Source organism: Streptomyces sp. NRRL F-5122, from assembly GCF_001507435.1.
GTDB classification, from domain to species: domain Bacteria; phylum Actinomycetota; class Actinomycetes; order Streptomycetales; family Streptomycetaceae; genus Streptomyces; species Streptomyces lannensis.
Map to the genome: position 1 here is coordinate 46,204 of NZ_LMWH01000241.1, position 24,429 is coordinate 70,632.

The window sequence follows — 24,429 nt, forward strand, 5'->3', positions numbered from 1 at the left end:
GTGGCCCACTACTCTTTGGGGCATGTACGGCTACCAGAACACGGGCGCGCAGCAGCAGTACGCCTCGGCGCAGCAGCAGATGCCCGGGCAGCAGATGCCGGGCGGGCAGATGCCCGGCGGGTACGGCCAGCAGCCCCCGCTGTACCCCGAGCCGTCCCCGCCGTCGCTCGCGGACGCGGTCCGGGCGTTCACCACCGGGTCGATGTCGGCCGAGGACTTCCAGCAGATCCTCGCCACGTCCAAGGTGTACTGCCCGCGCGGCGACAATCCGGGATTCCTGGCGCTGCACAACACCCAGCAGCCCGTGATCCCCATGTTCACCTCCCTCAAGGAGCTGCGCCGCTACGCCGGCAAGGAGTCGAAGTACTTCGTGATCACCGGGGCCGAGGTGATCGATCTGCTGCCGACCGGGTACGGGTTCGTCCTGGACATGGAGGGCGAGCACCGGATGGTCTTCGACGCCAAGGCGGTCGAGCAGATGGTGGAGTTCGCGATGCGGCGGATGTACGGCTAGGGCCCGACGTTCGGATCAGACCGACGTCGCGGTGTGCGGCAGGCGCATCCGCCGTGCTGTCGTCGGTTGCCGACGCTTCGTCTCGCCGTCCTCCTTCGCCTTGCGGCGCACGCACCACGCCCCGCCCGGTCGACCGAAGGCGCAGTCTCCCGCGGCCGACCCGATCCGGCCGGCAGACCCTGGACGCCGGCTCCTCGCCGACGGCCGTCCGCCCTTGCCGTGCGGGCGGCCGGGGGACGTGCCGTGCACGGCCGACGCCGTTGTCCTGTCGGGGGCCCTGCGCCTCGGCCTCACGGACGGCCGATCTTCCGGGCCGGTCCCCCCGTGACGGCCGGGTGATTCCCTCCAATCTTGTCACGAACATGCCATAGAGTTCCCTCCGGCAGCCGCGCCCCGCATGCCGACCGCTCTCCCGCGGTGGCGTCCGGGTGCCGCGCGGCACTCTCATCTCCCGGCGACCCCGGGATCTCTTGTGGGGGTTCCAGCACCGTGCGCAGCGCAGCGCCTCGGCGGCGACGGCGCTCGCGGTCCTTACCGGTTCGGTCGCGCCGAGTGCGGCCGCGGCGGAACCCGTCCCGGCCGAGCCGGCGGTACCCGTCCGGCTCCGAGGTCCGGCGACACCGTGACCTCACGGCCTACGGCGCCTGGAAGTGCCTGTACTTGACCGAGTGACGCACCGAGCGGGCGACGGGAGCCCGGAGGGAATGCCCTCCGGGCTTTCCGTGTTCCGGGTGGCAGAAAGTTCAACCATCAACTAAAGTGAGAGCACAAGGAGGTACCGACATGCCTGCAGTGACCGTCGAAAACCCGCTGACCCTGCCCCGCGTGGTCGCTTCGGCCGACGCGGTGGCCCGACCCGTGCTCGGTGTCACGACCGCACCCAGCGGTTTCGAGGGCGAGGGCTTCCCGGTCCGTCGCGCCTTCGCCGGGATCCACTACCGCCACCTCGACCCGTTCATCATGATGGACCAGATGGGCGAGGTGGAGTACGCGCCGGGCGAGCCCAAGGGCACCCCGTGGCACCCCCACCGTGGCTTCGAAACCGTCACGTACATCATCGACGGGATCTTCGACCACCAGGACTCCCAGGGCGGTGGTGGCACCATCACCAACGGCGACACCCAGTGGATGACCGCCGGTTCGGGCCTGCTGCACATCGAGGCCCCGCCGGAGTCGCTGGTGATGTCCGGCGGCCTGTTCCACGGCATCCAGCTCTGGGTCAACCTGCCCGCCAAGGACAAGATGATGGCCCCGCGCTACCAGGACATCCGCGGCGGCCAGGTGCAGCTTCTGACGACCCCCGACGGGGGCGCACTGCTGCGCGTCATCGCCGGTGAGCTGGACGGCCACAAGGGCCCGGGCATCACGCACACCCCGATCAGCCTGGTCCACGCGACCGTGGCGCCGGGCGCGGAGGTCACCCTGCCGTGGCGCGAGGACTTCAACGGCCTCGCGTACGTCCTGGCCGGACGGGGCACCGTGGGCGTCGAGCGGCGGCCGATCCACCTCGGCCAGACCGCCGTGTTCGGCGCGGGCTCCTCGCTGACCGTCCGCGCGGACGAGAAGCAGGACTCGAACACGCCCGACCTGGAGGTCATCCTGCTGGGCGGGCAGCCGATCCGTGAGCCGATGGCGCACTACGGTCCGTTCGTGATGAACACCCGCGAGGAACTGCAGCAGGCCTTCGAGGACTTCCAGAAGGGCCGGCTCGGCACCGTCCCCGCGGTGCACGGGATGACCGAGAGCGGTCCGCAGGGCTCCTGACCACGAGCCGCGCGGCCGAGCAGGCCTGACGCCGCGTCACCCGGGCGGGCCGTCCGCACAGGACAGCCCGCCCTCGGCGTGCTGGTCTTGGAAGGTGCAGCTCCTTCCCGACCCCGTCCGCCGGCTCGCCGCGTGGTGCGCGGTCGTCCTGCTGGTCACGGGGGTCGGCTGGGTCGTGATCCGGCTGTGCGGAGTGTTCCGCACAGCCGTCGTGCCCGTGCTGCTGGCGCTGCTCGGGACAGCGCTCCTCGGGCCCCTGTACCGCCGGCTCGTGCAGATCGGCGTGCAGCGCTCGCTCGCCGCCGTGATCACCTGCGTCGCCGTGGTGGCCGTGGTGGGCGGGGCCGTGTACGTCGTCGTCACGGCGCTCATGGACAGCGGCGCACAGATCGTCGACTCGCTCAGACACGCCGCGAAGTCGCTCGCGCAGCACTTCGGGGCCGCCGGGACGTCACTGGACGACCTGGTGTCCCATTCCCGGGAACTGCTGACCAAGTTCGGCGGGACCGCCGCCTCCAACGTCATCAGCGGGGTCAGCGTCGTCGGCGAGTCGATCGCCATGGCCGTTCTGGCCCTGCTCCTCGTCTTCTTCTTCCTGCGCGACTCCGCCCGGGTCACCGGACTGCTGCGCTCGCTCGTCCCGCACGGTGCCGCCGACAGCGTCGAGGTCATGGCGCGGCGTGCCTTCGAGGCGGTCGAGGGGTTCATGCGCGGGACCACGATCATCGCGCTCATCGATGCGATCTGCATCACCGTGGGGCTGCTGATCCTCGGCGTGCCGGGTGCGATCGGGCTCGGTGCGCTCGTCTTCGTCGGCGCCTACGTCCCCTACCTCGGGGCCTTCCTCTCCGGCGCGGTCGCGATCCTGGTCGCCCTCGCCGACCGCGGGTTCGTCATCGCTCTGTGGGCGCTCGGCGTGGTCGTCGCCGTGCAGCTGCTGGAGGGACATGTACTCCAGCCGGTGATCCAGAGCCGGACCGTGCAGATGCATCCCGCGGCGGTGCTGCTGGCGATCACCGCGGGCGCGTCGGTCGCCGGGATCCTGGGGATGCTGCTGGCCGTCCCGCTGACGGCGGCGGCGTTCGGCGTCGCCCATGAGCTCAAGGAGCGCTACGGCGACGGCGAGGCGGACCGGACCCCGCCGCCGGAACCCGAGGGCGGGCGGTGAGCACCGCCGGCGGTGTGCGGGACGCCCTCGACCCTCAGAGAAGCGGGTCCTGAGCCTCCCCGTCCTCCTTCGCGGGCTCCTCGTGCAGCTCGAACCAGGTGCTCTTTCCCTCGCCCCGCGGATCCACCCCCCAGGCGTCGGCGAGCAGTTCGATCAGGACCAGACCGCGCCCGGAGGACGCGAGCTCCCCCGGGTCGCGCTTGTGCGGGAGGTCGTCGCCGCCGTCCGTGACCTCCACGCGCACCAGGCGCCCGCGCCTGCCGTCCACGCTGTCCAGGCCGTCGGGGTCGCTGAAGACCTCCGCGACGAGGAGCGCGTCGGTGTCGGTGTGCACGAGAACGTTCGTGAGGACCTCGGAGACCAGCAGGACGGCCGAGTTGACCTGGTCCTCGCAGGACCAGTCGTGCAGCAGCTCGCGCACCTGCTGCCGGGCGACGGCGACCCGCTCCGGCTCGGCCTGCTTGACCGTCAGCATCGTGCGGCGCACGACATGCCGGCCGCCCGGCACCGTGGTGCAGCGGTTCCCGTTGCCGGCCCGGCACAGCAGCAGCACGGCTATGTCGTCCTCGCGCCGGTCGGTCAGCGGCCCCGTGGCGTGGTGCGAGGAGGGCCCGTGCACGGCCTGGACCAGCGCCTCGGCCAACTCCTCCGTGTCGCCGTCGTGCTCCTCCAGGATCCGCCGTATCCGGCGCCAGCCGGTGTCCAGATCGTGTCCGCCGGTCTCGATGAGCCCGTCCGTGCAGATGAGCATGGTCTCGCCGGGCTCCAGGACGAGCCGGGTGGTGGGGTAGTCCGCGTCCGGATCGATGCCGAGCGGCAGTCCGCCCGCGGTCGGGCGCATCAGCACCGTCCCGTCGGCGGTGCGGATGGCGGGGTCGGGATGTCCCGCGCGGGCGATCTCCAGCGTTCCGGTCGCCGGGTCCACCTCGACGTAGAGGCAGGTCGCGAAGCGCAGGTCGGCGCCGTCCTCGCCGTAGGTCATGCCGTGCAGGAAACGTGAGGCGCGGGAGAGGACCGCGTCCGGGCGATGGCCCTCGGAGGCGTAGGCGTGCAGCGCTATCCGCAGCTGGCCCATGAGGCCCGCGGCACGCACGTCATGGCCCTGGACGTCGCCGATGGTGAGCGCGAACCGGCCTCCCGGCAGCTGGATCATGTCGTACCAGTCGCCGCCCACCTGGAGCCCGCCGCCGGTGGGTATGTAGCGCGCCGCCACGGCCATCCCCGGTATCTCCGGGCCCAGCGTGGGCAGCATCGAGCGCTGCAGTCCGTCCGTCAGCTCCCGCTCCGTCTCGGCGGCGCCCGCGCGGGAGAGGGCCTGGGCGAGCATCCGGGCGACCGTGGTGAGCACCGAGCGCTCGTCGGGCGTGAACGTGACCGGGTACTTGAAGGCCGCCATCCACGCGCCCATCGTGCGGCCCGCCACGGTCAGCGGCAGATAGGCCCAGGACTGACGGCCGAAGGGCGCCGCTAGCGGCCAGGAGGCGGGATAGCGGGCCCGGTACTCCTCGGGCGAGGACAGATAGACCGCCCGGCCGGTGCGCACGACCTCGGCGGCCGGGTAGTCCGTGCCGAGCGACATCTCCGTGAAGGGCTCCTCGTCCCCGGGTTCGTGCCCGTGGTGCCCGACGACGGTCAGCCGGTCGCCCTCGGCCCCGAAGACCGCGAGCCCGTCGGGGGAGAAGCCGGGCATCGCCAGCCCGGCCGCCACCCGCAGTACCTCCTGTGTGGAGCGCGCCTCGGCCAGGGCGCGCCCCGCGTCCAGCAGGAACGCCTCGCGCGAGCGGCGCCAGTCGCCGGTGATGGGGGAGCGGGCGGCGTTCGGGGAGGGGTCGGTGACCTCCTGGAGGGTGCCGACCAGCTCGTACTTGCCCGTCCGCGGGTCGATCGACGGCTTGGAGCGGCTGCGGACGGTACGGACGACACGCCCGTGCCCGTCCATGATCCGCATCCGCACCTCGGCGATGGTGCCCTCGGCCAGGGCGAGCTGGACGACTCCGTCGACCTCGTTCCAGTCGACGGGGTGGAACCGGGCGCGGATCCCGGCCTGGGTGAGCGTCGCCGCCTGCGCGGGCAGCCCGACCAGCCGCGCGGCCTCGGCGTCCAGCGTCACGAGTCCTGCGGCGGCGTCGTAGCGCCACAGACCGGTCGCGAGAGCGGCCAGGACGTCCCCCACGGCGGGCAGGGGCTCACCAGTGCGCATTGCCCCACTGTAAGAAGAGGTGATCGAAGGGTGCCACCCATCGTCGGAAATCACGGATCTTGCAAGGGCCCGGAGCGACCCGGTGCCCGCGCGGGCGACGCAGGGGCCAGGGATCCGGGCGCGCCCGTGCGAAATGAGGGGGAGGCGATCTTGGGGCGGCCGGTACCCTTGGTAGGTCCGGGCCGTGACCGCCCGGAGGCTCCGGGGCGCGACCCCGGAAAAACCCCGATTCGCAAAGACTGGATGAACGACGATGCATCGGTACAGGTCCCACACCTGCGGCGAGCTCCGCGCCTCTGACGTCGGCGGCGACGTCCGGCTGAGCGGCTGGCTGCACAATCGGCGCGACCTGGGCGGCATCCTCTTCATCGATCTGCGCGACCACTACGGCATCACGCAGCTCGTCGCGCGTCCGGGCACGCCCGCCTACGAGACGCTCGACAAGCTCTCCAAGGAGACGGTCGTCCGTGTCGACGGCAAGGTCGTCTCCCGCGGCACGGAGAACGTGAACCCCGACCTGCCGACCGGTGAGGTCGAGATCGAGGTCGGCGAGGTGGAGGTGCTGGGCGAGGCCGCCCCCCTCCCCTTCACGATCAACGCCGAGGACGGGGTGAACGAGGAGCGGCGTCTGGAGCACCGCTTCCTGGACCTGCGCCGTGAGCGCATGCACCGCAACATCATGCTGCGCACGTCCGTGATCTCGTCCATCCGCCACAAGATGGCGGCGATGGGCTTCAACGAGATGGCGACGCCGATCCTCAGCGCGACCTCCCCGGAGGGCGCCCGCGACTTCGTCGTCCCCTCCCGTCTGCACGCGGGCCGGTTCTACGCGCTGCCGCAGGCCCCGCAGCAGTTCAAGCAGCTGCTGATGATCTCCGGCTTCGACCGCTACTTCCAGATCGCGCCCTGCTTCCGTGACGAGGACGCCCGCGCGGACCGTTCGCCGGGCGAGTTCTACCAGCTCGACGTCGAGATGAGCTTCGTCGAGCAGGAGGACGTCTTCCAGCCGATCGAGAAGCTCATGACGGAGATCTTCGAGGAGTTCGGCGGTGGCCGTCACGTCACCTCCCCCTTCCCGCGGATCCCGTTCCGCGAGGCGATGCTGAAGTACGGATCCGACAAGCCGGACCTGCGCGCCAAGCTGGAGCTCGTGGACATCACGGACGTCTTCGAGGGCTCGGAGTTCAAGGCCTTCGCGGGCAAGCACGTGCGTGCGCTGCCGGTGCCGGCCGTGCAGGACCAGCCGCGCAAGTTCTTCGACCAGCTCGGCGACTACGCCGTCTCGCTGGGCGCCAAGGGACTGGCCTGGGTGCGCGTCGCCCAGGACGGCTCGCTGACGGGCCCGATCGCCAAGTTCCTCACCGAGGAGAACGTCAAGGTGCTCACCGAGCGCCTCGGTCTCGAGGCCGGCCACGCCGTCTTCTTCGGCGCGGGCGAGTTCGACGAGGTCTCCAAGATCATGGGTGCCGTACGGGTGGAGGCCGCCAGGCGCGCGGGCCACTTCGAGGAGGGCGTCTTCCGCTTCTGCTGGATCGTCGACTTCCCGATGTACGAGAAGGACGAGGAGACCGGCGCGATCGACTTCTCGCACAACCCGTTCTCGATGCCGCAGGGCGGCCTGGAGGCGCTCGAGACCCAGGACCCGCTGGACATCCTGGGCTGGCAGTACGACATCGTCTGCAACGGTGTCGAGCTGTCCTCCGGCGCCATCCGGAACCACGAGCCGGAGATCATGCTCAAGGCCTTCGAGATCGCGGGCTACGACCGGGAGACCGTCGAGGAGAAGTTCTCGGGCATGCTGCGTGCCTTCCGCTTCGGCGCCCCGCCGCACGGCGGCATCGCGCCGGGCGTGGACCGGATCGTCATGCTGCTGGCCGACGAGCCCAACATCCGCGAGACGATCGCCTTCCCGCTGAACGGCAACGCCCTGGACCTGATGATGGGCGCCCCGACGGAGCTGGACGAGACGCGGCTGCGCGAGCTGCACCTGTCCATCCGCAAGCCGCAGCCGAAGTAGGCGCGCGCGACGAGAGCGGGCCCGGAACCCCGTCGGGGTTCCGGGCCCGTCCGTCTTTCCCGCGGACACGACGCCGGGGGGCCGCCCGGGTCGCCGAACGCGACCGCCCCGGTGACCGCACGAAGAGGCCCGGGAAGCGTGCTGCTTCCCGGGCCCCCGAGGTCCTGCCGACCCGCGTTCCGCGGTCCTACTCGGTCTCGCCGCCGAAGCGCTCCTTGTAGTTCTCCAGATCCTCTTCGGTGAGCTTGGCGAAGAGGACCGGCGGCACGGTGAACGGAGTGCCCGCGGCGACCGCGGTGAGGGACCTGGCCTCGTCCTGCGTCACCCACACCGCGGTGTCGTCCGCCAGGTCGAAGGCGCCGCGCATGGCCGCCGAGGAGGTCGGGATGAACGGCTCCGAGACGACGGCGTAGAGGTGGATCAGGTTCATCGCCGTGCGGAGGGTGAGGGCCGCGCCCTCCTTGTTCGTCTTGATCTCCAGCCAGGGGGCCTTCTCCTCGAGGTAGGAGTTGCCCGCCGACCACAGGGCGCGCAGCGAGGCCGCCGCCTTGCGGAACTGGATGGTCTCCATGTGCTCCTCGTACTCGGCGAGCAGCCGCGCGATCTCCGCGCCGAGCTTCGCCTCCGCCTCGCCCGGCTCACCGCCCGCCGGCACCTCGTCGCCGAAGCGCTTGCGGGAGAAGGACAGCACGCGGTTGACGAAGTTGCCGAGCGTGTCCGCCAGGTCCTTGTTCACCGTGGCCGTGAAGTGCTCCCAGGTGAACGAGGAGTCGTCGGACTCCGGCGCGTTCGCCATCATGAAGTAGCGCCAGTAGTCCGCCGGCAGGATCTCCAGCGCGTCGTGCGTGAAGACGCCGCGCTTCTGGGACGTGGAGAACTTGCCGCCGTAGTAGTTCAGCCAGTTGAAGGCCTTGATGACGTCGACCTTCTTCCACGGCGAGCGGGTGCCCAGCAGGGTCGCCGGGAACATCACGCTGTGGAAGGGGACGTTGTCCTTGCCCATGAACTGCGTGTAGTGGACGTCCGCGTCCGACTTCCACCACCAGGAGCGCCAGTCGCGGTTCTCCGGGTCGAGGTCCGCCCACTCCTTCGTGGCGCCGATGTACTCGATCGGGGCGTCGAACCAGACGTAGAAGACCTTGCCCTCGGCCGCGAGCTCCGGCCAGGTGTCGGCGGGGACCGGGACACCCCAGTCCAGGTCACGGGTGATCGCGCGGTCGTGCAGACCCTCGGTGAGCCACTTGCGGGCGATCGAGGAGGCCAGCACCGGCCAGTCGTCGGCCCGCTCGTCGACCCATGCCTCGACCTCGCCGGCCAGCGTGGACTGGAGCAGGAACAGGTGCTTGGTCTCGCGGACCTCGAGGTCGCTGCTGCCGCTGATCGCCGAGCGCGGCTCGATCAGGTCCGTGGGGTCCAGGACACGGGTGCAGTTCTCGCACTGGTCGCCGCGCGCCTTGTCGTAACCGCAGTGCGGACATGTGCCGATGATGTACCGGTCGGGCAGGAAGCGGCCGTCGGCGTTCGAGTACACCTGGCGGATGGCCCGCTCCTCGATGAACCCGTTCGCCTTGAGTTCGCGGGCGATCTCCTGCGTGATGTCCCGGTTCTGCGGGGACGAGCTGCGCCCGAAGTAGTCGAAGGCCAGGTTGAAGCCGTCGTACACGGCCTTCTGCGCGTCATGGGCCTGGGCGCAGAACTCGGCGACCGGAAGCCCCAGCTCCTTGGCCGCGAGCTCGGCGGGGGTGCCGTGCTCGTCCGTCGCGCAGATGTACAGGACGTCGTGGCCACGCTGGCGGAGGTACCGGGAGTACACGTCCGCAGGGAGCATGGACCCCACCATGTTGCCCAGGTGCTTGATCCCGTTGATGTACGGAAGGGCGCTGGTGATGAGGTGTCGAGCCATCGCGGGCTGCTCCCAAGTCGCTACGTGGGGTGACGGCGCGTCCGATTTCAGGTCGTCTGCATCGTCTACGAACCTTGAAATCGTAGCCGACATGGGTGGGCCGCCCGCTTCCCGTTTTGCAGGGTGGGAAGGGGCGGCCGCGGTGTGGCCTGCCGGACGGACCCGGATTACGGGCGCCAGGCCGCCAGGATGCCCTCGTAGACCTCCGTGTCGGTCAGCTCGAGCGGGGTCTCTCCGGCCAGGAAGGCGGAGGTGTTGTCCGACTTGAGCTTGCGCAGGTAGTCGAAGGCCTTGTTCTCCGGATCACCGAAGGCGACGAAGGAGAAGAAGACGGCGGGGTGGTTCTTCGCGGCTTCCGTGAGGGACCGGGTGGCCGGGGTCTTCGCGTCGGGGGCGCCGTCCGTCTGGAAGATCACCAGAGCGGGAACGGCCGGGTCCGACTTCTCGTGGTGGGCGAGCACCGCCTCCACGGCGACGTGGTAGCTGGTACGGCCCATGCGGCCGAGGCCGGCGTGCAGCTCGTCGATCTTGTTCTCGTGGTCGGTGAGGGTCAGTTCGCCGGTGCCGTCCAGCTCGGTGGAGAAGAAGACGACGTGCACGCTGGCCTCGGGGTCCAGGTGCGCGGCGAGCGCGAGGGCCTGCTCGCCGAGGGCCTGGGCGGAGCCGTCCTTGTAGTACGGGCGCATGGAGGCGGAGCGGTCCAGGACGAGGTAGACCCCGGCCCGGGTGCCGGTGAGGCCGTGCTTCTCGAGGGCGGCGGCCGCGGCCTCGTAGGCGGAGCTCAGGCCCGGTGCGCGCGACGTGAGACCGGCCAGGGTGAGGGCGGGCTCGGCGGACACCGATGCACCCGCCTCCGCGGCGACGGGCTCGGGGACGGCTTCCGGCTCGGCGGCGGTCTCGGGCGCGGGGACGACCTCGGCCTCCGCGGCCACGGGCTCGGGCTCGGGCTCGGGTTCGGGTTCGGGTTCGGCGGCTTCCGGCTCGGCGGCGGTCTCGGGCTCGGGGACGACCTCGGCCTCCGCGGCGACGGGCTCGGGCTCGGGTTCGGGTTCGGCGGCTTCCGGCTCGGTGGTTTCCGCGTCGGCGGTGACTTCGGCGGTGGCCTCGGGTTCAGGTTCGGGCTCGGGCGTCTCCGCGGCCTTCGGCTCGGGCGCCTCGGCGGCGGCTTCGGGCTCGGTGGTGGCCTCCGGCTCGACTGCTTCCGGCTCGGGCTCGGGGGACACCTCGGATTCTGCGGCGGCCTCGGGCTCTGCGACGACCTCGGCCTCGGGCTTCGCGGTGGCCTCGGCGTCGGTCTCGGGTGCCGTGGTCTGCGCGACCTCCGGCTCCGGGGCGGCGTCGGCCTCGGCGACGGTCTCGGGCTCAGCCTCGGCGGTGGCCTCGGGCTCAGCCTCGGCGGTGGCCTCGGGCTCAGCCTCGGCGGTGGCCTCGGGCTCAGCCTCGGCGGTGGCCTCGGGGCCGGCGCGACCTCGGGCGACGGCTCCTCCATCGGGGTCGCCTGCCGGGGCACCGTCACGTTGTCGAACGCCGCCGACACCAGCTCGTGCTCGTCCCCCGGCCCCGACGACTGCTGCGCCGGGATCTCGGGGGTCGCGGCCGGCCGGGGGGACTTCGCGGCCGGCGGCCGAGGCGCCGTCGCGGCCTCCGAAACCGTCGGCTCCGAGGCCGCCTGCGTCTCCCGCGAGGGCTCCCCCTCGGCGGAGCGACCCTTGCGTGAGCGGCCGAACGCGTTCCGCAGGAGAGTGAGAATGCCCATGTGCGCAACCCTTCGCATGAGTTGATGCCCGTCAATCCCTGGCCAGGACGGACACGTAAGGTTAGCGGTCACAGACGGCGATCTTGGGTAGGGTCCGACCATCGGGAGGGCCCGATGTCAACACCGCGATCCCACCGTCACCGAGCGTGCGGCCCGCCCCGGCGGCACCGCGCCCGGCTCCGCCGGCCGTACGCCGAGATCTCGCGCGCCAACCCCCGTACGGATCCGCCCGGTTCACCGGTTGTTCATGTGACGGCCCCGCTCCCGCACATCCACCCCCCTAACGTCACGGCCACACCAAGGGATCGTAAGGGGATAGTAAAGTGCGCAAGCTGCTGCCGCTGATCGGAACGACGTCCGGCTCGCATCCCGGCGGACGGTCCGCCCTGACCTGCCGCTACCGCTGTGGCGACGCCTGTTTCCACGAGGTGCCCAACACCAGCGACAACGAATACGTCGGCGACGTCATCGCGGGCGCCCTCAGCCGCCGATCCGCACTGCGTGCCGCAGCCGTCGTCACGGTCGCGACCGCCACCGGCGCGGCGACCGCCGTCACGGTCCCGCAGGCAGCCGCGGCCCCCGCCGGCCGGCACGGCGGGGCGCACACCACCGCCGCCCGGGGCCTCCGCTTCGCCCCCGTCGCGCCCAACACCGCCGACGCCGTCACGGTGCCCGACGGCTACCGGCAGAACGTGGTCATCCGCTGGGGCGAACCCATTCTCCGCGGCGCCCCCGCCTTCGACCCCGAGAACCAGACCGCCGCGGCCCAGGCCGGCCAGTTCGGTTACAACAGCGACTTCCTCGCCCTGCTGCCGGTCCCCGGCGAGCGCGGCCGCCGGCTCCTCGTCGCCAACCACGAGTACACCGACGAGGTGCTCATGTTCCGGGGATACGACCCCCAGAACCCGACCCGCCGGCAGGTGGAGGTGGCCTGGGCCGCCCACGGTCTCAGCGCCGTCGTCGTCGAGGAGGACAGCAGGAGCGGGCGTCTCACCGCGGTCCCCCGCCACCCCCTCAACCGCCGTGTCACCGCGACCGGCGCATTCCGTCTCACCGGCCCGGCCGCGGGCTCGGACCTTCTGAAGACGTCGGCCGACCCGAGCGGCCGCAAGGTCCTCGGCACCCTCAACAACTGCTCCGGCGGTACGACCCCCTGGGGCACCACCCTCCACGGCGAGGAGAACTTCAACCAGTACTTCGCCAACGGCTCCAGCGCCACCGACCTGCGGTACGGCATCGGCACCTCCGCGACCGAGCGCAAGTGGGAGCGGTTCGACCGCCGCTTCGACCTGGCCCAGGAGCCCAACGAGGTGCACCGCTTCGGGTACGTCGTCGAGTTCGATCCGTACGATCCCGGTTCCACCCCGCGCAAGCACACCGCCCTCGGCCGCTTCAAGCACGAGGCCGCCACCGTGCGGCTCACCGACGACGGGCGACCCGTCGTCTACTCCGGTGACGACGAGCGGTTCGACTACTTCTACAAGTTCGTCGGCAGCAAGCGGATGCGGCACGGGAACTCCCGGTCCGCACGCGAGCACAACCTCTCCCTCCTCGAGGAGGGAACGCTCTACGTCGCGAAGCTCACCGGCGACTCCCCTGCCACCGACATCGACGGCAGCGGCAAGCTCCCGGGCGACGGCGAGTTCGACGGCTCCGGCACCTGGATCCCGCTCGCCACCGCGACCGCCCACGGGGCCGTGTCCCACGTCGAGGGCATGAGCGCCGAGGAGGTCTTCGTGTTCACCCGGCTCGCGGGCGACAAGGTCGGTGCCACCAAGATGGACCGGCCCGAGGACATCCAGCCCTCCCCGCACACCGGGAAGGTCTACGTCGTCCTCACCAACAACACCAACCGCGGCAAGGCCGGCTCGCCGGCCGCCGACGAGGCCAACCCGCGGAGCGGCAACAAGCACGGGCACATCCTGGAGCTCACCGAGCGCCACAACCGCGCGGAGAGCACGTCGTTCGCCTGGTCCCTCTTCCTCGTCGCCGGGGACCCCTCCGACCCCTCGACGTACTTCGCCGGATTCCCCAGGGGCCGGGTCAGCCCGATCTCCTGCCCGGACAACGTGGCTTTCGACCCGCACGGCAACCTCTGGATCTCCACCGACGGCAACCAGCTGGGATCCCACGACGGACTCTTCGGTGTCGCCACGCGCGGTGAGCGGCGTGGTGAGCTCAAGCAGTTCCTGACCGTGCCGAAGGGTGCCGAGACCTGCGGCCCCGTCATCGAGGACCGGCGGGTGCTCGTGGCCGTGCAGCACCCGGGCGAGCTCGACGGTGCGACCGTCGAGAAGCCGGCCAGCGTCTGGCCCGACGGGCCCGGGAGGATCGTCCGTCCTGCCGTCGTCGCCGTGTGGCGCGCGGACGGCTGCGACATAGGGGTCTGATCCTCGGGACGGATCCGTCACGGGACGAAGGGGGCGGGGCCTGGCTGGAGCCGCCCCCTTCGCCGGAGAGCGACGGGATGTCTCAAGGCATTGACAGTCCCACGTGTCGATTCCCGCTATCGCAGGCTCGGAGGCTACCCGCTCTGCTGGCTTGGACCGCAACTGCAGCAGCGGTGGAAGCAGACCCGCCCAGCCGGCCGCTCACCGTCGCACATCACATCCTGGACGTGAGCTAGGCGCGGCGCGCGCGGCCACCGAGAGCACGTCCTCGAGGGCGTCAGTGACCGGCCGCAGGAACACAGCCAGCTCATCGGCCGTGGGCTCGGTCTCACTGTCCAGGACGGCCCGCACGAGGTTCAAAAGCGCACTGGCGGCCTCAAGCGATAGTTCGGCTGGCCCCTTCATGAGACGCCGCCGGTTCGGCCGTGGGGGTGCTTGCGAATCGTCCGTGCTGCGTCGAATCGTGCCCATGCCTGTCCGGCTCGCTTGGCAGCGGTCAGTGCGGCAGCGGCTTCTTCGCACATAGAGCAGCCGGCGGTGGGACGAGCTTCGTACAACCAATCGTCCAGGGGTAGCTCAACCGGCGCTTGCGGATGGCGAGTCGGCTCGGTCACCTAACACCCCCGGCGTAGCTGTGGTGGCTCCCCGCCAGCACGGGCGTCCCGCGTCTCTTGGGCTGCGGTCGCCGTGCTTGCTGGCGCTCCCATGCGATCGTGTACGGCCGGACAAGTGCTCCGCCCACCTGGGGGGCCGACTTTCGAGACCTGCGGCGGGGGGTGGATACGGCTTCCGGCCGTCGAGTTTCCCGAATCGGTCCGGGCCAGTGCTCTCGGGCGGGCAGGGCTAATACGAGGCACAGCGCGAATAGAGTGCGCACAGCGGAACCTCCTAAGTTCCGTCAGCCCCTGGGAAACGGCCCTCGCCCGGCCGTCCTGGGGGCGCCCTTTCACCTTGGCCAACAGTACCCTTAGTTGACCGCAGTTATCTACGGATGCATGGAAACCTGTGGTCACCCACGATCGGGGTCATGGACCTGGACCGTACGCGCCCGCTGTGGAGGCAGATTGCGGCGGAGATCATCCGCCGCATTGAAGGCGGCGTCTATCCGCCCGGCAGTCGAGTACCGAGCACGCTGGAAATCGCGCAGGAGTTCGGCGTGGTCAATGCCACAGCGGCCAAGGCCATGCGGCACGTGCGGGAGCAGGGGTACACGCGTGGGGAAGTCGGGTTGGGTACCTTTGTCGCCGATTCGCTGCCGACCGGCGACGGCTGACAACGTCAGAATGTCGAAACCCTGACACAGGGGTCGGCAGCGGTAACTCGAGCCGCACTCCTGCCTCTGGCGTGCGCAGCGTCCTGCGCAATCCCGTGCCGCCGGGCCGCGCAGGACAGGGCGGTGGCTGTGCAAACCCCCTTGAGTTCGGGTGCGCAGCGGGTGCAACACCGTGACCTGCTGTGGTCGGGCCGTGCGCACCGCTGCGTGAGGCGGCTACCGCATCCAGCTGGCTCTCTGGTCGGGGTCTTGGACAGGGCGCCACACGGGCGCTGACGGGCCGTGTTGGAGCAGATCTGTCAGTGGCGCCGCCAAGACGGGGACCTCGCGCAGGAAGCCGGAAAGCGCCAGGGTCGTGGCGGCTGCGCGCAGGGCGCCGATGCGAGTCTCGATACCGGCAGGGCCGGTGCCGGCCAGGACGAACAGCAGCCGCGGGAAGAGTGGGTAGTGCCGCCGCCATTCCTCCTGAGGCAAAGGCTCGGCAAGCTGGCGCCGTCCGAGAGGCGCGGGCGTATAGCGATGGAGACCGGCGTAGGTGGTGAGCTTCGCCGCCAGCCGCTCCGGGCCCATGGTGGCCCTGTCCACCTCCACGAACGCCCGCAGCATGGAACCCTTGTGGCCTTCACTACCGTGCCGGTAGAACAACAGTGCATCTGGGATGACGGCCTCACGGCTTCCGAGAGGGTGGTAGACCTCGGGCAGCCAGTCCAGTGGTAGGCAGACCTCGCCGCGGCGGCGGGCATCCTCGACGAAGGCGAGCCCGGTCTCCGTCACTACCAGCGCGTGTGCGACCCGCAACCGCGCAGCGGTTGGATCGGACACGGTCTTGGGCGGCCGCCGCCCTCGCAGCTCCGGCCACTCCGAGGCGACCTGCACGCCGTACTGGGTGGAGAACCAGACTCTCAGCCGTCCGGCTTGCGGCAGCGTGATGCGGTCGACGAGCCCCTCAACGCGTAGCTTGGCCAGCCGCCGCCGGGTCTGCTCGATGCGCACCTCGGGGCCGAGTATCCGGTGCATCTGCTCGGTTGTGGCCATCCGGTACTGCGTCAGCACCGCAAGTGCCAACCGGTCACCACTGCCCGCATCCACGTTCGTCATCGTCGGCTGCTCCGTCTCCCCTGCGGTGCGACACCAGCGTGTCCGGCGCCGTGCGTACCGTCAGATCAGCAGCTGGCCCCGACCAGACCACCGACCCTGAAGCCCCGACCACAGTCACGATCCGACAACCGCAATTCCGACCGGGCTGACACCCCGCCTGACAACCCTGCCGACAAACGCCCGCACCCAGCAGCGGACGAGGCTGCAAAACCGCAGATCACCATGGCTGTCCGGGCATGGTCGCCAGCCCGACAACCCTCTGCCCTCTCCCCTTGCCCGGCTGCCTGACTGTGTGGGGGTGGTGGGGCGGCACGCGTGACAGGGAAAATGGCGAGGGTGCGGGCGGCCACATGTTGCATTGCGCGTCGGCATGGCCCCCGCGCTCCGCGCCGGAGGGGGCCAGCGCGGATCAGACGAGCCCAGGAAGCCCGTCGGCGCCGGGCTGTGCTGGGCCGGCCGCTAGGAGGACGGCCTCTCCGGATCCTTTCCCGGAAACAGCGCACCTGGCTCCCTGAGGACATTCACTGAGGCAGACACCATGCCCTGTTCTCCGATGCGGCTCTGCTCGTGACGCCTTGGCGGCCCCGGCTGTTGGACGCCCCACGACCCGATCAGCGGATCACGATCTCAGGACACTAGGCGGTGTGCCGGTGGAGGGTGATGTCGACGAGCAGGGCGCGGTGGTCGCTGTCCGCGATGTCGAGGAAGCGGGCCGAGTTCGCCGAGAAGTCCCGGGAGACGAGGACGTGGTCGATCTGGGCGCCGAGCGGCGGGGCGGTCCTGGCCGGCCAGGAGGGAGTGCGGGGGGCCTCGGCGAGGCGGGCGCCGTCGCGCAGGCCGGTGTCGAGGATACGGCGGAAGGCGGCGTGGTCCTGGGAGGCGTTGAAGTCCCCGGCGACAATCGTGGGGGTGCCTGCGGCGGCCGCCGCGTAGGTGCGCAGCTCCCCCAGCTCGTGCTGCCAGAGCGAGAGCTGGCCGGGGAGCGGGGGCATGGGGTGGGCGAGCTGGAGACGTACGGTGTGGCCGCGGACGTCGGCGACGGCCCCGGGCATGCCCATGGTGCCGGGCACACCGGGCGCGGCCTTCAGCGGGAACCGGCTGAGGATGAGCGACCCGTCGGAACCGGCGCCCTCGACGGCCCGGCGGTAGGGGTAGGCGCCGGCCGCTCCGCCGAAGGCGCGCTCCAGCGTGGCCGAGCACTGGTACTCGCACTCCTCGACGAACACGATGTCCGGGCGCTCACGGCGGATCGCGGGCAGGAGGGAGTCCGTTCCGCGGCCGAACTCCACGTTGGAGGTCAGCACCCGGAACTCGGCGAGCGGGGTGCCGGTGGGCTCGGCGGGCCTGCCGTAGGGCTCGATGAACCAGGCGAGCGCGGCCAGCACGACGACGCTCCAGACCATGCCGGTGCGCCAGCGTGCGAGCAGGGCGAGCACGAGTGCGGAGGCGGCCGGGGCGAGCAACCACGGCAGGAAGGCCAGCAGCTGGGGGACCGGTGTGACCGCGTCGGTGTCGGCGGCACGGCAGCCCACGACGACGCTCACACCGGCGAGCACCAGCCCGGCGAGCCAGGCCGCCGCGCTCCGCCCCCGGGGCCGGCGCAGGGTGTCGGCCGGCCCGGTCCGTTCCGCGGTCGCTGTCCGCACGTGGCGCCGCCCTTCCCTCGTAGGACCCGATGTCCGAATCCTCCCCCGAAGACGGGGTGGGAGGGAAAAAGGTTGCCGGGCGGCGAAGCCCGGGGACCACGGTCCGTGGTCCCCGGGACCGGTTACATCGTCGTCCTGGTGTGGTCCGCCGTCACCAGGGACCAGATCACGAAGCCGCCGATCGCGATGGCGATGATGGACCAGATCGGGGCGTACGGCAGGAACATGAAGTAGAGGACCATGTACAGGGCCGCCAGCCCCACACCTGTCGCGCGCGCCCACTCCATGCCCTGGAGCACGCCCCAGCCGGTGATCGCGACCAGTGCGCCGACGACCAGGTGGATCCAGCCCCAGGTGGTCAGGCTGAACTCGTACACGTAGTGCCCGACGCTGACGTAGACGTTGTTCGCGGCGATGCCTGCGATGCCGTTCAGCACGCCCACGATCCCGCCGACGATCATCAGGACCCCGGCGAACGTCGTGCCGCCGGTCGACCACGCCTCGCGTTTCGGGTTCGTGGCGCGTGCGGTGTTCTGGACCATGGGGTCGCCTCCTCTGGACGGGACGTTCATCCGCAGATTCGCCCCGAAGGAGCAGCTACGCAGGGGGAGGTAGGCCGATCGGGTGATCGTCGGGGTGGCGTGTCAGGCGTCCACGCGCTTCAGGAACGCCTCCAGCGCCGCGTCGAACTCCTCCGGGCGTTCGAGGTTCGGCAGGTGCGCGGCGCCCGCCACCACCCTGAGCGTGGAGTCGGGGAGGGCGGCGTGCATGGCCTCCGCGTCCGCGACGGGTGTGTAGGTGTCGTCCGCGCCGACCACGACGAGCGCCGGGACCGTGACACGGGTGAGGAGGTCGCGGTAGTCGGGGCGCTCCGCCCGGCCGCGCAGGGCCGCCGCCGCGCCCTGCGGGGGAGCGGCCGCCATCATGCGGTGCACATGCGCCGCCACCGCGGGGTCGGCGTGCGGCGCGACCATCCGGTACAGCACCTCGTCGGCGTACGGGCGCATGCCCTCGCGCAGCAGCCGGTCCGCCATGGCGTACCGGGCCCGCCCGCCCTCCTCGGTCTCCGCGGCCGGGAAGGTGTCCGCGAGCACCAGCCCGGCGATCCGTCCGGGAAACCGGGACCAGCACTCCATGGCGATCTGACCGCCCATGGAGAGCCCCGCGAGGACGCAGCGGCCCACTTGCAGGTCGTCGAGGAGCGAGGCGATGTCGTCCGCGAACACCGACAGCGGGGTGACGCCGGCGACGACCGGGGAGGCGCCGTAGCCGCGCAGATCCGGGGCGATCACGCGGCGTGTGCGGGCGAAGGCGGCGAGCTGCGGGGTCCACATCGTGCGGTCGAAGGGATGGCCGTGGACAAGGACGAGAGGCAGTCGCGACGTATGCGGGCCTTTGTCCTCGTAAGCGAGGAAGGGTGCCATGGATTCGACCCTAGGGTCGCCAACTCCTCGGTGCAATAAGATCTTTGCTCTCGGTGCAATCCAAGGGGGACCCATGGAGGACTACCGGCGCATCGCCGACCGGATCGCCGCCGACATAGCCGCGGGACGGCTGCGTCCCGGTCAACGGCTGCCGCCGCAGCGGGCGTTCGCGCGCCGGCACGGTCTGGCGGCCTCCACCGCGGGCCGGGTGTACGGCGAACTCGTGCGGCGCGGCCTTGTCGTGGGTGAGGTCGGACGGGGCACCTTCGTCCGGGCCGCCCCGGTGCCGACGGGTCGCGCGCTCGCCGAGCCCGCGACCACGGCGCCCGTCAACCTGGAGCTCAACTACCCCTCCGTCCCCGGCCAGTCGGAGCTGCTTGCGGCCGGACTCGCGCCGCTGCTGCGGCCCGACGTCCTCGCCGGGGCGACCCGCACGGCGCCCGCCACGGGAACCCGGGCCGCGCGCGAGGCCGCGGCCGGCCTGCTGGCGGCCGGTGGCTGGCGTCCGGACCCGGAGCGGCTGCTGTTCGCGGGCAACGCACGGCAGGCCATCGCGGGCGCCCTCGCCGCCGTCGTACCGCCCGGCGGCCGCGTCGGTGTCGAACGACTGACGTATCCGCTGGTCAAGGAGATCGCGTCGCGCCTGGGCATCCTCCTCGTCCCGCTCGCCATGGACGACCAGGGGTTGTGCCCGGACGCGCTCGTCGCCGCGCACCGCTCCACGCCGCTGTCCGCGCTCTATGTGCAGCCGACGCTGCACAATCCGACGTCCGTGACGACGGGGGAGGAGCGGATGCGCCGACTCGCGGACACGGTGCGGCTCTTGGGGCTGCCGGTCGTCGAGGACCGCATCTGGGCGTTCCTGTGCGGGCGGGAGAGCGGAAAGCCCCTCGCCGCCCACGCGCCGGAGCGCACCTACGTCGTCGACGGGCTGTCCAAACGGGTCGCGCCGGGCCTCACCGTCGGATTCCTCGTCGTGCCCGAGGGACGCGGCGAGGAGGCCGCGGGGGCACTGCGGTCGGGGGGCTGGACGGCGGGACGGTTCGCGCTGGAGGCTGCGGTGCGGTGGATCGGGGACGGGACCGTCGAGCGGCTCGTCACGGTCAAGCAGGCGGACGCACGGGAACGCGGGCGGCTGGTCGCGCGGTACCTGGACGGCTTCGCCGTACGGGCCGATCCGCGGGCGTACTTCGCCTGGTGGGAGCTGCCGCGGCCGTGGCGCGCCGACACGTTCGTGGCCGCCGCGGCCGAGCGGGGGATCGCGGTGACACCGGGACCCGCCTTCGCCGCGGGTGGCAGTGGGGCGGAGGGCTCCGCCGCGGACTGCGTCAGGCTCGGACTTGCGTCGGCTCCTCCGAGGGAGCTTGCGGCGGCCCTGCGGACGCTCGCCGACGTCGCGCGTACATCCCCGTGAGCCAGGCGACCAGGGCGACCGTGAGGCCGAGCGCCATCATCACCCAGGCTGCCGTGCGCAATGTCTCGGTGAGTGCGTCGTAGACCGCGGCGGCCGCGGGGTGGGAGACGTCCGGGGGCAGGTCCCGCAGCGTCATCCGGCGGCCCACGGCGATCGCGACGGCGAGCAGTGCCGCGCCCAGCGCCGTGCCGAGACCGGTCGCCAGCACCGCCCGGCGGCGGCACACCGACACCAGCATCCCGCTCACGGCGAAGACGACCGCGGCGACGGGCAGCCAGAAGCCGGTCACTTCGAGCACGCGGAACCCCTTCCGGAACTTCGTCAGGTCCTTCGACTGCAGCAGGGTGATCTCCGTGTGCGCGATCGGGATACGGCCCGCGAACGGCACGTGTTCGTCGACGAGTTGTCTCTTCATGCGCTCGGTGGCGGGGGCGAGGTCGATGGTCACGGGGGTGTCGCCGTCGTTCCGCAGGGCGCGCATCACGGCGTCGTGTGCGCTGAGGTTCGCGGTGTCCCAGGCGGTGCGGAAGGCCTCGGTGGCGGTGAACGAGCGGACCGCGTCGTGGACGAAGGCCTGCACCGAGCCCTCCAGGGGCGTGCCGACGTGCACCTCGCGCATGATGCCGTCCGTGACGGCGGCGGCGATGGCGTCCCTGACCTGGGCGTCGGAGGCCAGCGGCGCGGTCGTGGCGGCGTACCGGGCGCTGTCCTCGATGCCGTACTTCGCCCACACCGCGAGCAGACCGGGCGGCGCGAGCAGGCACGCGAGGCCGATCAGCACGGCGGAGAGCAGGCTCCGGGCACGTCGAGACACGTCACCAGAGAACCGTGTCCGCGGGCGATCGGCGAGCTGTTTGACTGCAAATGGGTGCATATGACGATCCGATGGACGGGTGATGCCGTGGCGTCCACCGGACCGGGACCGCTCGCCGGGTATGCCCTCCGGTGGAGGGTTCATCCGAACGGGTGTTACCTGGTGATGGGGAAGAGGACGGCTCGGGCTCCTCGACCGCTCCCGGGACGCAACTCCGGGAGACGGGTGAGTGAGGGAGACGCACGAGGCCCCGGCGTCGACGTGGGCCGACGGCCGGGGCTTCGTGCGCCGGAAGGCGGGCCGACCGGAGGGTCAGCGCTTCGCCCAGTGCTCGCCCAGCGGCTCCTGGTGCACGTAGTAGCGGTAGTAGTCGAACACCAGCGTGGCCACGGCGACCGCGAGTGAGATGCCGATGCTGCGCAGCACGCTGTGGCCGGTCTGGCTGTACAGGAAGCCGAACGCGATACCCGCGAACACGGCCCACGCCAGGGCGTGCGGTCCGCGGGCCAGGCGCGGTGCCACCCGCAGCAGCCCGATGCACAGCGCTGCGAACACGATCACGCACACGAAGCCGAACAGCACGTTCCAGCCGGTGATCGGACCTCCTGCGCGCCGGATCGCCGCGGCCCAGTACCCGTACACGAGTCCGATGGCGATGGGCCCCGCGATCCGCGCCATCGCGTGTGTGCGCGGCTCGAAGACCTCGGGCGGGCGGTGGGTCGTGACGGTTCCACGGGGCCTTGTGGCGGGTGTGTGCGATGTCCCCGGCACGGGTGCCGCATGAGCCATGGGAACGCTCCTCTCTCCTCGCCCCCGCCTTCCAGCGCACACCTGGTGGGGGCACCCGGCAAGTCGGGATGCGTGGTCAGCGGGGCCGTGTTTCGCTGGGGCTCATGAAGATCGTGCTGTTCGGGGCGACGGGAATGGTCGGCAGCCGGATCGCCGCGGAGGCGGCGCAGCGCGGGCATCGCGTCACGGCCGTCAGCCGCTCCGGCGGGTCCCCCGTGCCCGGGGTGACCGCCGCTGCCGCGGACGCCTCGGACGTGGCCAAGGCCTCCGCGCTGATGTCGGGGGCCGACGCGGTGGCGAACGCGTGCGCGCCGCCGCGGGACGGCTCGGACCCCAAGGGGCCGTTCCTCACCCTGAACAACTCTCTTGTGCAGGGTGCGCGCGATGCCGGGGTGCGGCGGTTCGTCGTGGTCGGCGGCGCGGGGAGCCTGGAGGTCGCGCCGGGGCAGGAGCTGTGCGACCAGCCGGGATTCCCCAAGGAGCTGCTCCCCGAGGCGCTCGCCCACCGTGCCGTCCTGGAGTACTACCGCACGGTCGACGATCTGGAATGGACATACGTCTCGCCCGCCGCCGAGATCGCCCCGGGCGAGCGCACGGGCCGCTTCCGGTCGGACGACGACGGCCTGCTCACCGACGTGTACGGCAACAGCCGGATCAGCGCCGAGGACTTCGCGATCGCGTTCGTCGACGAACTGGAGCAGGAGACGCATCCGCGCGCCCGTATGTCCGTGGCCTACTGAGGGACGGCGGCGCCGGTGCCCACCAGGCGGCCGTCCCGGGGCCGGCCGGAGAAGAGCCGGACGGAGCAGAACGCTGCCGACCCCCGCCGGGGGCGCGCGCTCCCGCACTTCGGCGGCTCCCGCGGTGCCCGTGGGGCGGCGGTTCTCGGGACCGCCCCCGCGGACGCCTCGGCGGCTCAAGGGGTGCCGCCCCGGGGCCCGGAGGACGAACACGCGACGGCGGTGCGCGGCGGGTCCGCGGGAGCACACCGCCGGCCCCCCGACCTTCCCGGCTCCGGCGGCGGGCCCGCGGAACACCAGTTCCTGCGGGTCGGCGGGTACAGCGTCGCCTGGGTGCCACCGCTCGTGCTCCTCGCGGCCATCGCCGTGGTCGACTGGAAGACCTCCGGCGAGTTCCGCACCATCTCGTGGGTGGTGCTGGTCCCCGGCATCGCGGCCGCGATCTGCGGGCTGCGGACCACGATCGGGATCGCGGTTCTGGCCGTCCTCACCTACGAGCTGGAGGACAACGCCTGGCCCCACCAGTTCCGGACCGGGGTGCCCGACTTCATCCTCGTCGTCGTGGGCAGCGGCCTCGCCGTGCTGGCCTGTGCGGTCCGCCTGCGCGGCGAGCGGCGCATGCTCCACATGCAGGACATCGCCGACACCACCCGGCGCACGGTGCTGCGGCCGATGCCGGCGGGCTGGGGCGGAATCGAGCACGCGGCGGCCTACCTCGCCGCGGACAGCGTCGCCCGCGTCGGCGGCGACTTCTACGACATCCAGCCGGGCCCCCGGGGCACCCGCGTGCTGCTCGGGGACGTCCAGGGCAAGGGGCTCGACGCGGTCGCGGCGGCGTCGGCACTGCTCGGCACGTTCCGCGAGTCGGCCTACCACGAGCCCCTCCTCGCCACGGTCGCCGAACGACTGGAGACCCGGATGCGGCGGCATGTGCGCTACGGCGCCGAGATCGGCCGCGACGACGACGACCGCTTCGCCACCGCCGTGCTGGTCGGCTTCCCGCAGACCGGGGCCGGGTGCGTCGAGGTGATCAACTTCGGGCACGAGCCACCATTGGTGGTGACGCCCGACGGCGTACGGTCGCTGCCGATCGGCGAGAGGCTCCCGCTCGGACTGGCCGGGCTGACCGGAGGACCGGCACCGGCGCTGTGCCTGCCGCTCACGGACGAGGAGACGCTGCTGCTGTTCACGGACGGGGTGTCCGAGGCACGGGACGCCGCGGGGGAGTTCTTCCCGCTGCGCGACACCCTGGCCCACGCGCTCGCCGAGGATCCGCGCATCGCCGAGCCCGGGCGTCTGGTGCGCTTCGTCCGTGACAGCACGCTGCGCCACTGCGGCGGCCATCTCGGCGACGACACGACGATCTTCGCGCTGCGGCGCCGTGCGGCCGACGGCGGGTGAGGCCGTGTCCCGTGGGGGTGTTTCATGCCCGGCACCCCACCGCGCCGGCCGTCCATACGCGTGCGTTTGCCCTTCCTCCGTCGCAGCTTTGCAGGCGCAGCGGTTACGGTGCTGCCGT

The 24,429-nt window shown here is 71.5% G+C and carries 17 protein-coding genes and 1 pseudogene; 9 read left to right on the forward strand and 9 right to left on the reverse strand.

Annotated elements, in window-relative coordinates; genetic code table 11:
- Positions 1–22 precede the first annotated feature (22 nt).
- The 3 genes from ADL25_RS26725 to ADL25_RS26735 all read left to right on the forward strand — a co-directional run bounded on the left by ADL25_RS26725 (position 23) and on the right by ADL25_RS26735 (position 3,446).
- Entirely contained in the window at positions 23–514 is a 492-nt protein-coding gene (locus tag ADL25_RS26725; protein WP_059130386.1) for an SseB family protein, read from the forward strand.
- 783 nt (positions 515–1,297) lie between these two features.
- Positions 1,298–2,278 carry a pirin family protein gene (locus tag ADL25_RS26730; protein ID WP_059130387.1) on the forward strand — a complete coding sequence of 327 codons (981 nt, stop codon included), beginning with the start codon at positions 1,298–1,300 and terminating at the stop codon, positions 2,276–2,278.
- 94 nt (positions 2,279–2,372) lie between these two features.
- Positions 2,373–3,446 (forward strand): AI-2E family transporter, encoded by a 1,074-nt coding sequence (locus ADL25_RS26735; protein WP_059130388.1) that lies wholly within the window; start codon positions 2,373–2,375, stop codon positions 3,444–3,446.
- Positions 3,447–3,480: 34 nt separating this feature from the next.
- On the opposite strand, the gene ADL25_RS26740 is transcribed toward ADL25_RS26735, so the two are convergent.
- The gene (locus ADL25_RS26740) at positions 3,481–5,646 is read right to left on the reverse strand and encodes a SpoIIE family protein phosphatase (protein ID WP_059130389.1); all 2,166 of its coding nucleotides are present in this window, start codon (positions 5,644–5,646) and stop codon (positions 3,481–3,483) included.
- 253 nt (positions 5,647–5,899) lie between these two features.
- Here ADL25_RS26740 and aspS point away from each other — a divergent pair, with 253 nt between their 5' ends.
- Complete coding sequence (gene aspS / locus ADL25_RS26745) at positions 5,900–7,663, forward strand: aspartate--tRNA ligase (protein WP_059130390.1); 1,764 nt, start codon at positions 5,900–5,902, stop codon at positions 7,661–7,663.
- 187 nt (positions 7,664–7,850) lie between these two features.
- Here aspS and metG read toward each other — a convergent pair whose 3' ends face one another.
- Entirely contained in the window at positions 7,851–9,566 is a 1,716-nt protein-coding gene (gene metG / locus ADL25_RS26750; protein WP_059130391.1) for a methionine--tRNA ligase, read from the reverse strand.
- A gap of 167 nt (positions 9,567–9,733) precedes the next feature.
- Positions 9,734–11,322: pseudogene (locus ADL25_RS26755) on the reverse strand (VWA domain-containing protein).
- Between the two features lie 323 nt (positions 11,323–11,645).
- Here ADL25_RS26755 and ADL25_RS26760 point away from each other — a divergent pair.
- The gene (locus tag ADL25_RS26760) at positions 11,646–13,712 is read left to right on the forward strand and encodes a PhoX family protein (protein WP_059130392.1); all 2,067 of its coding nucleotides are present in this window, start codon (positions 11,646–11,648) and stop codon (positions 13,710–13,712) included.
- 1,027 nt (positions 13,713–14,739) lie between these two features.
- Complete coding sequence (locus ADL25_RS26765) at positions 14,740–14,985, forward strand: GntR family transcriptional regulator (RefSeq protein WP_059130393.1); 246 nt, start codon at positions 14,740–14,742, stop codon at positions 14,983–14,985.
- 216 nt (positions 14,986–15,201) lie between these two features.
- On the opposite strand, the gene ADL25_RS26770 is transcribed toward ADL25_RS26765, so the two are convergent.
- From ADL25_RS26770 to ADL25_RS26785, 4 genes are all read right to left on the reverse strand, one after another.
- Entirely contained in the window at positions 15,202–16,083 is an 882-nt protein-coding gene (locus ADL25_RS26770; RefSeq protein ID WP_059130394.1) for a replication-relaxation family protein, read from the reverse strand.
- 635 nt (positions 16,084–16,718) lie between these two features.
- The gene (locus tag ADL25_RS26775; RefSeq protein ID WP_059130395.1) at positions 16,719–17,729 is read right to left on the reverse strand and encodes an endonuclease/exonuclease/phosphatase family protein; all 1,011 of its coding nucleotides are present in this window, start codon (positions 17,727–17,729) and stop codon (positions 16,719–16,721) included.
- A 122-nt stretch (positions 17,730–17,851) separates the two neighbouring features.
- Entirely contained in the window at positions 17,852–18,271 is a 420-nt protein-coding gene (locus ADL25_RS26780; protein ID WP_059130396.1) for a DUF7144 family membrane protein, read from the reverse strand.
- A 102-nt stretch (positions 18,272–18,373) separates the two neighbouring features.
- The gene (locus tag ADL25_RS26785) at positions 18,374–19,153 is read right to left on the reverse strand and encodes an alpha/beta fold hydrolase (RefSeq protein WP_059130397.1); all 780 of its coding nucleotides are present in this window, start codon (positions 19,151–19,153) and stop codon (positions 18,374–18,376) included.
- Positions 19,154–19,226: 73 nt separating this feature from the next.
- Between ADL25_RS26785 and ADL25_RS26790 the strand changes: the two genes are divergently transcribed.
- Positions 19,227–20,567, forward strand: a complete 1,341-nt coding sequence (locus ADL25_RS26790) for a PLP-dependent aminotransferase family protein (RefSeq protein WP_059130398.1) — start codon at positions 19,227–19,229, stop codon at positions 20,565–20,567.
- On the opposite strand, the gene ADL25_RS26795 is transcribed toward ADL25_RS26790, so the two are convergent.
- Both ADL25_RS26795 and ADL25_RS26800 read right to left on the reverse strand, forming a co-directional pair.
- On the reverse strand, positions 20,482–21,381 hold the full coding sequence (locus ADL25_RS26795) for a hypothetical protein (protein WP_059130399.1): 900 nt from the start codon (positions 21,379–21,381) through the stop codon (positions 20,482–20,484). The genes ADL25_RS26790 and ADL25_RS26795 overlap by 86 nt on opposite strands.
- A gap of 312 nt (positions 21,382–21,693) precedes the next feature.
- Complete coding sequence (locus ADL25_RS26800; protein WP_079050587.1) at positions 21,694–22,170, reverse strand: hypothetical protein; 477 nt, start codon at positions 22,168–22,170, stop codon at positions 21,694–21,696.
- 104 nt (positions 22,171–22,274) lie between these two features.
- On the opposite strand from ADL25_RS26800, the gene ADL25_RS26805 reads away from it, so the two are divergent.
- Positions 22,275–22,910 (forward strand): NAD(P)-dependent oxidoreductase, encoded by a 636-nt coding sequence (locus ADL25_RS26805; protein ID WP_059130401.1) that lies wholly within the window; start codon positions 22,275–22,277, stop codon positions 22,908–22,910.
- Positions 22,911–23,132: 222 nt separating this feature from the next.
- Positions 23,133–24,311 (forward strand): PP2C family protein-serine/threonine phosphatase, encoded by a 1,179-nt coding sequence (locus ADL25_RS26810; RefSeq protein ID WP_059130455.1) that lies wholly within the window; start codon positions 23,133–23,135, stop codon positions 24,309–24,311.
- Positions 24,312–24,429 lie beyond the last annotated feature (118 nt).

What these genes read in the sequence shown, in the direction of transcription:
- ADL25_RS26725 (WP_059130386.1), top strand. Translation starts at nt 23, where the DNA reads ATGTACGGCTACCAGAACACGGGCGCGCAGCAGCAGTACGCCTCGGCG.
- metG (WP_059130391.1), bottom strand. Translation starts at nt 9,566, where the DNA reads ATGGCTCGACACCTCATCACCAGCGCCCTTCCGTACATCAACGGGATC.
- aspS (WP_059130390.1), top strand. Translation starts at nt 5,900, where the DNA reads ATGCATCGGTACAGGTCCCACACCTGCGGCGAGCTCCGCGCCTCTGAC.
- ADL25_RS26740 (WP_059130389.1), bottom strand. Translation starts at nt 5,646, where the DNA reads ATGCGCACTGGTGAGCCCCTGCCCGCCGTGGGGGACGTCCTGGCCGCT.
- ADL25_RS26785 (WP_059130397.1), bottom strand. Translation starts at nt 19,153, where the DNA reads ATGGCACCCTTCCTCGCTTACGAGGACAAAGGCCCGCATACGTCGCGA.
- ADL25_RS26805 (WP_059130401.1), top strand. Translation starts at nt 22,275, where the DNA reads ATGAAGATCGTGCTGTTCGGGGCGACGGGAATGGTCGGCAGCCGGATC.
- ADL25_RS26790 (WP_059130398.1), top strand. Translation starts at nt 19,227, where the DNA reads ATGGAGGACTACCGGCGCATCGCCGACCGGATCGCCGCCGACATAGCC.
- ADL25_RS26765 (WP_059130393.1), top strand. Translation starts at nt 14,740, where the DNA reads ATGGACCTGGACCGTACGCGCCCGCTGTGGAGGCAGATTGCGGCGGAG.
- ADL25_RS26770 (WP_059130394.1), bottom strand. Translation starts at nt 16,083, where the DNA reads ATGACGAACGTGGATGCGGGCAGTGGTGACCGGTTGGCACTTGCGGTG.
- ADL25_RS26730 (WP_059130387.1), top strand. Translation starts at nt 1,298, where the DNA reads ATGCCTGCAGTGACCGTCGAAAACCCGCTGACCCTGCCCCGCGTGGTC.
- ADL25_RS26780 (WP_059130396.1), bottom strand. Translation starts at nt 18,271, where the DNA reads ATGGTCCAGAACACCGCACGCGCCACGAACCCGAAACGCGAGGCGTGG.
- ADL25_RS26800 (WP_079050587.1), bottom strand. Translation starts at nt 22,170, where the DNA reads ATGGCTCATGCGGCACCCGTGCCGGGGACATCGCACACACCCGCCACA.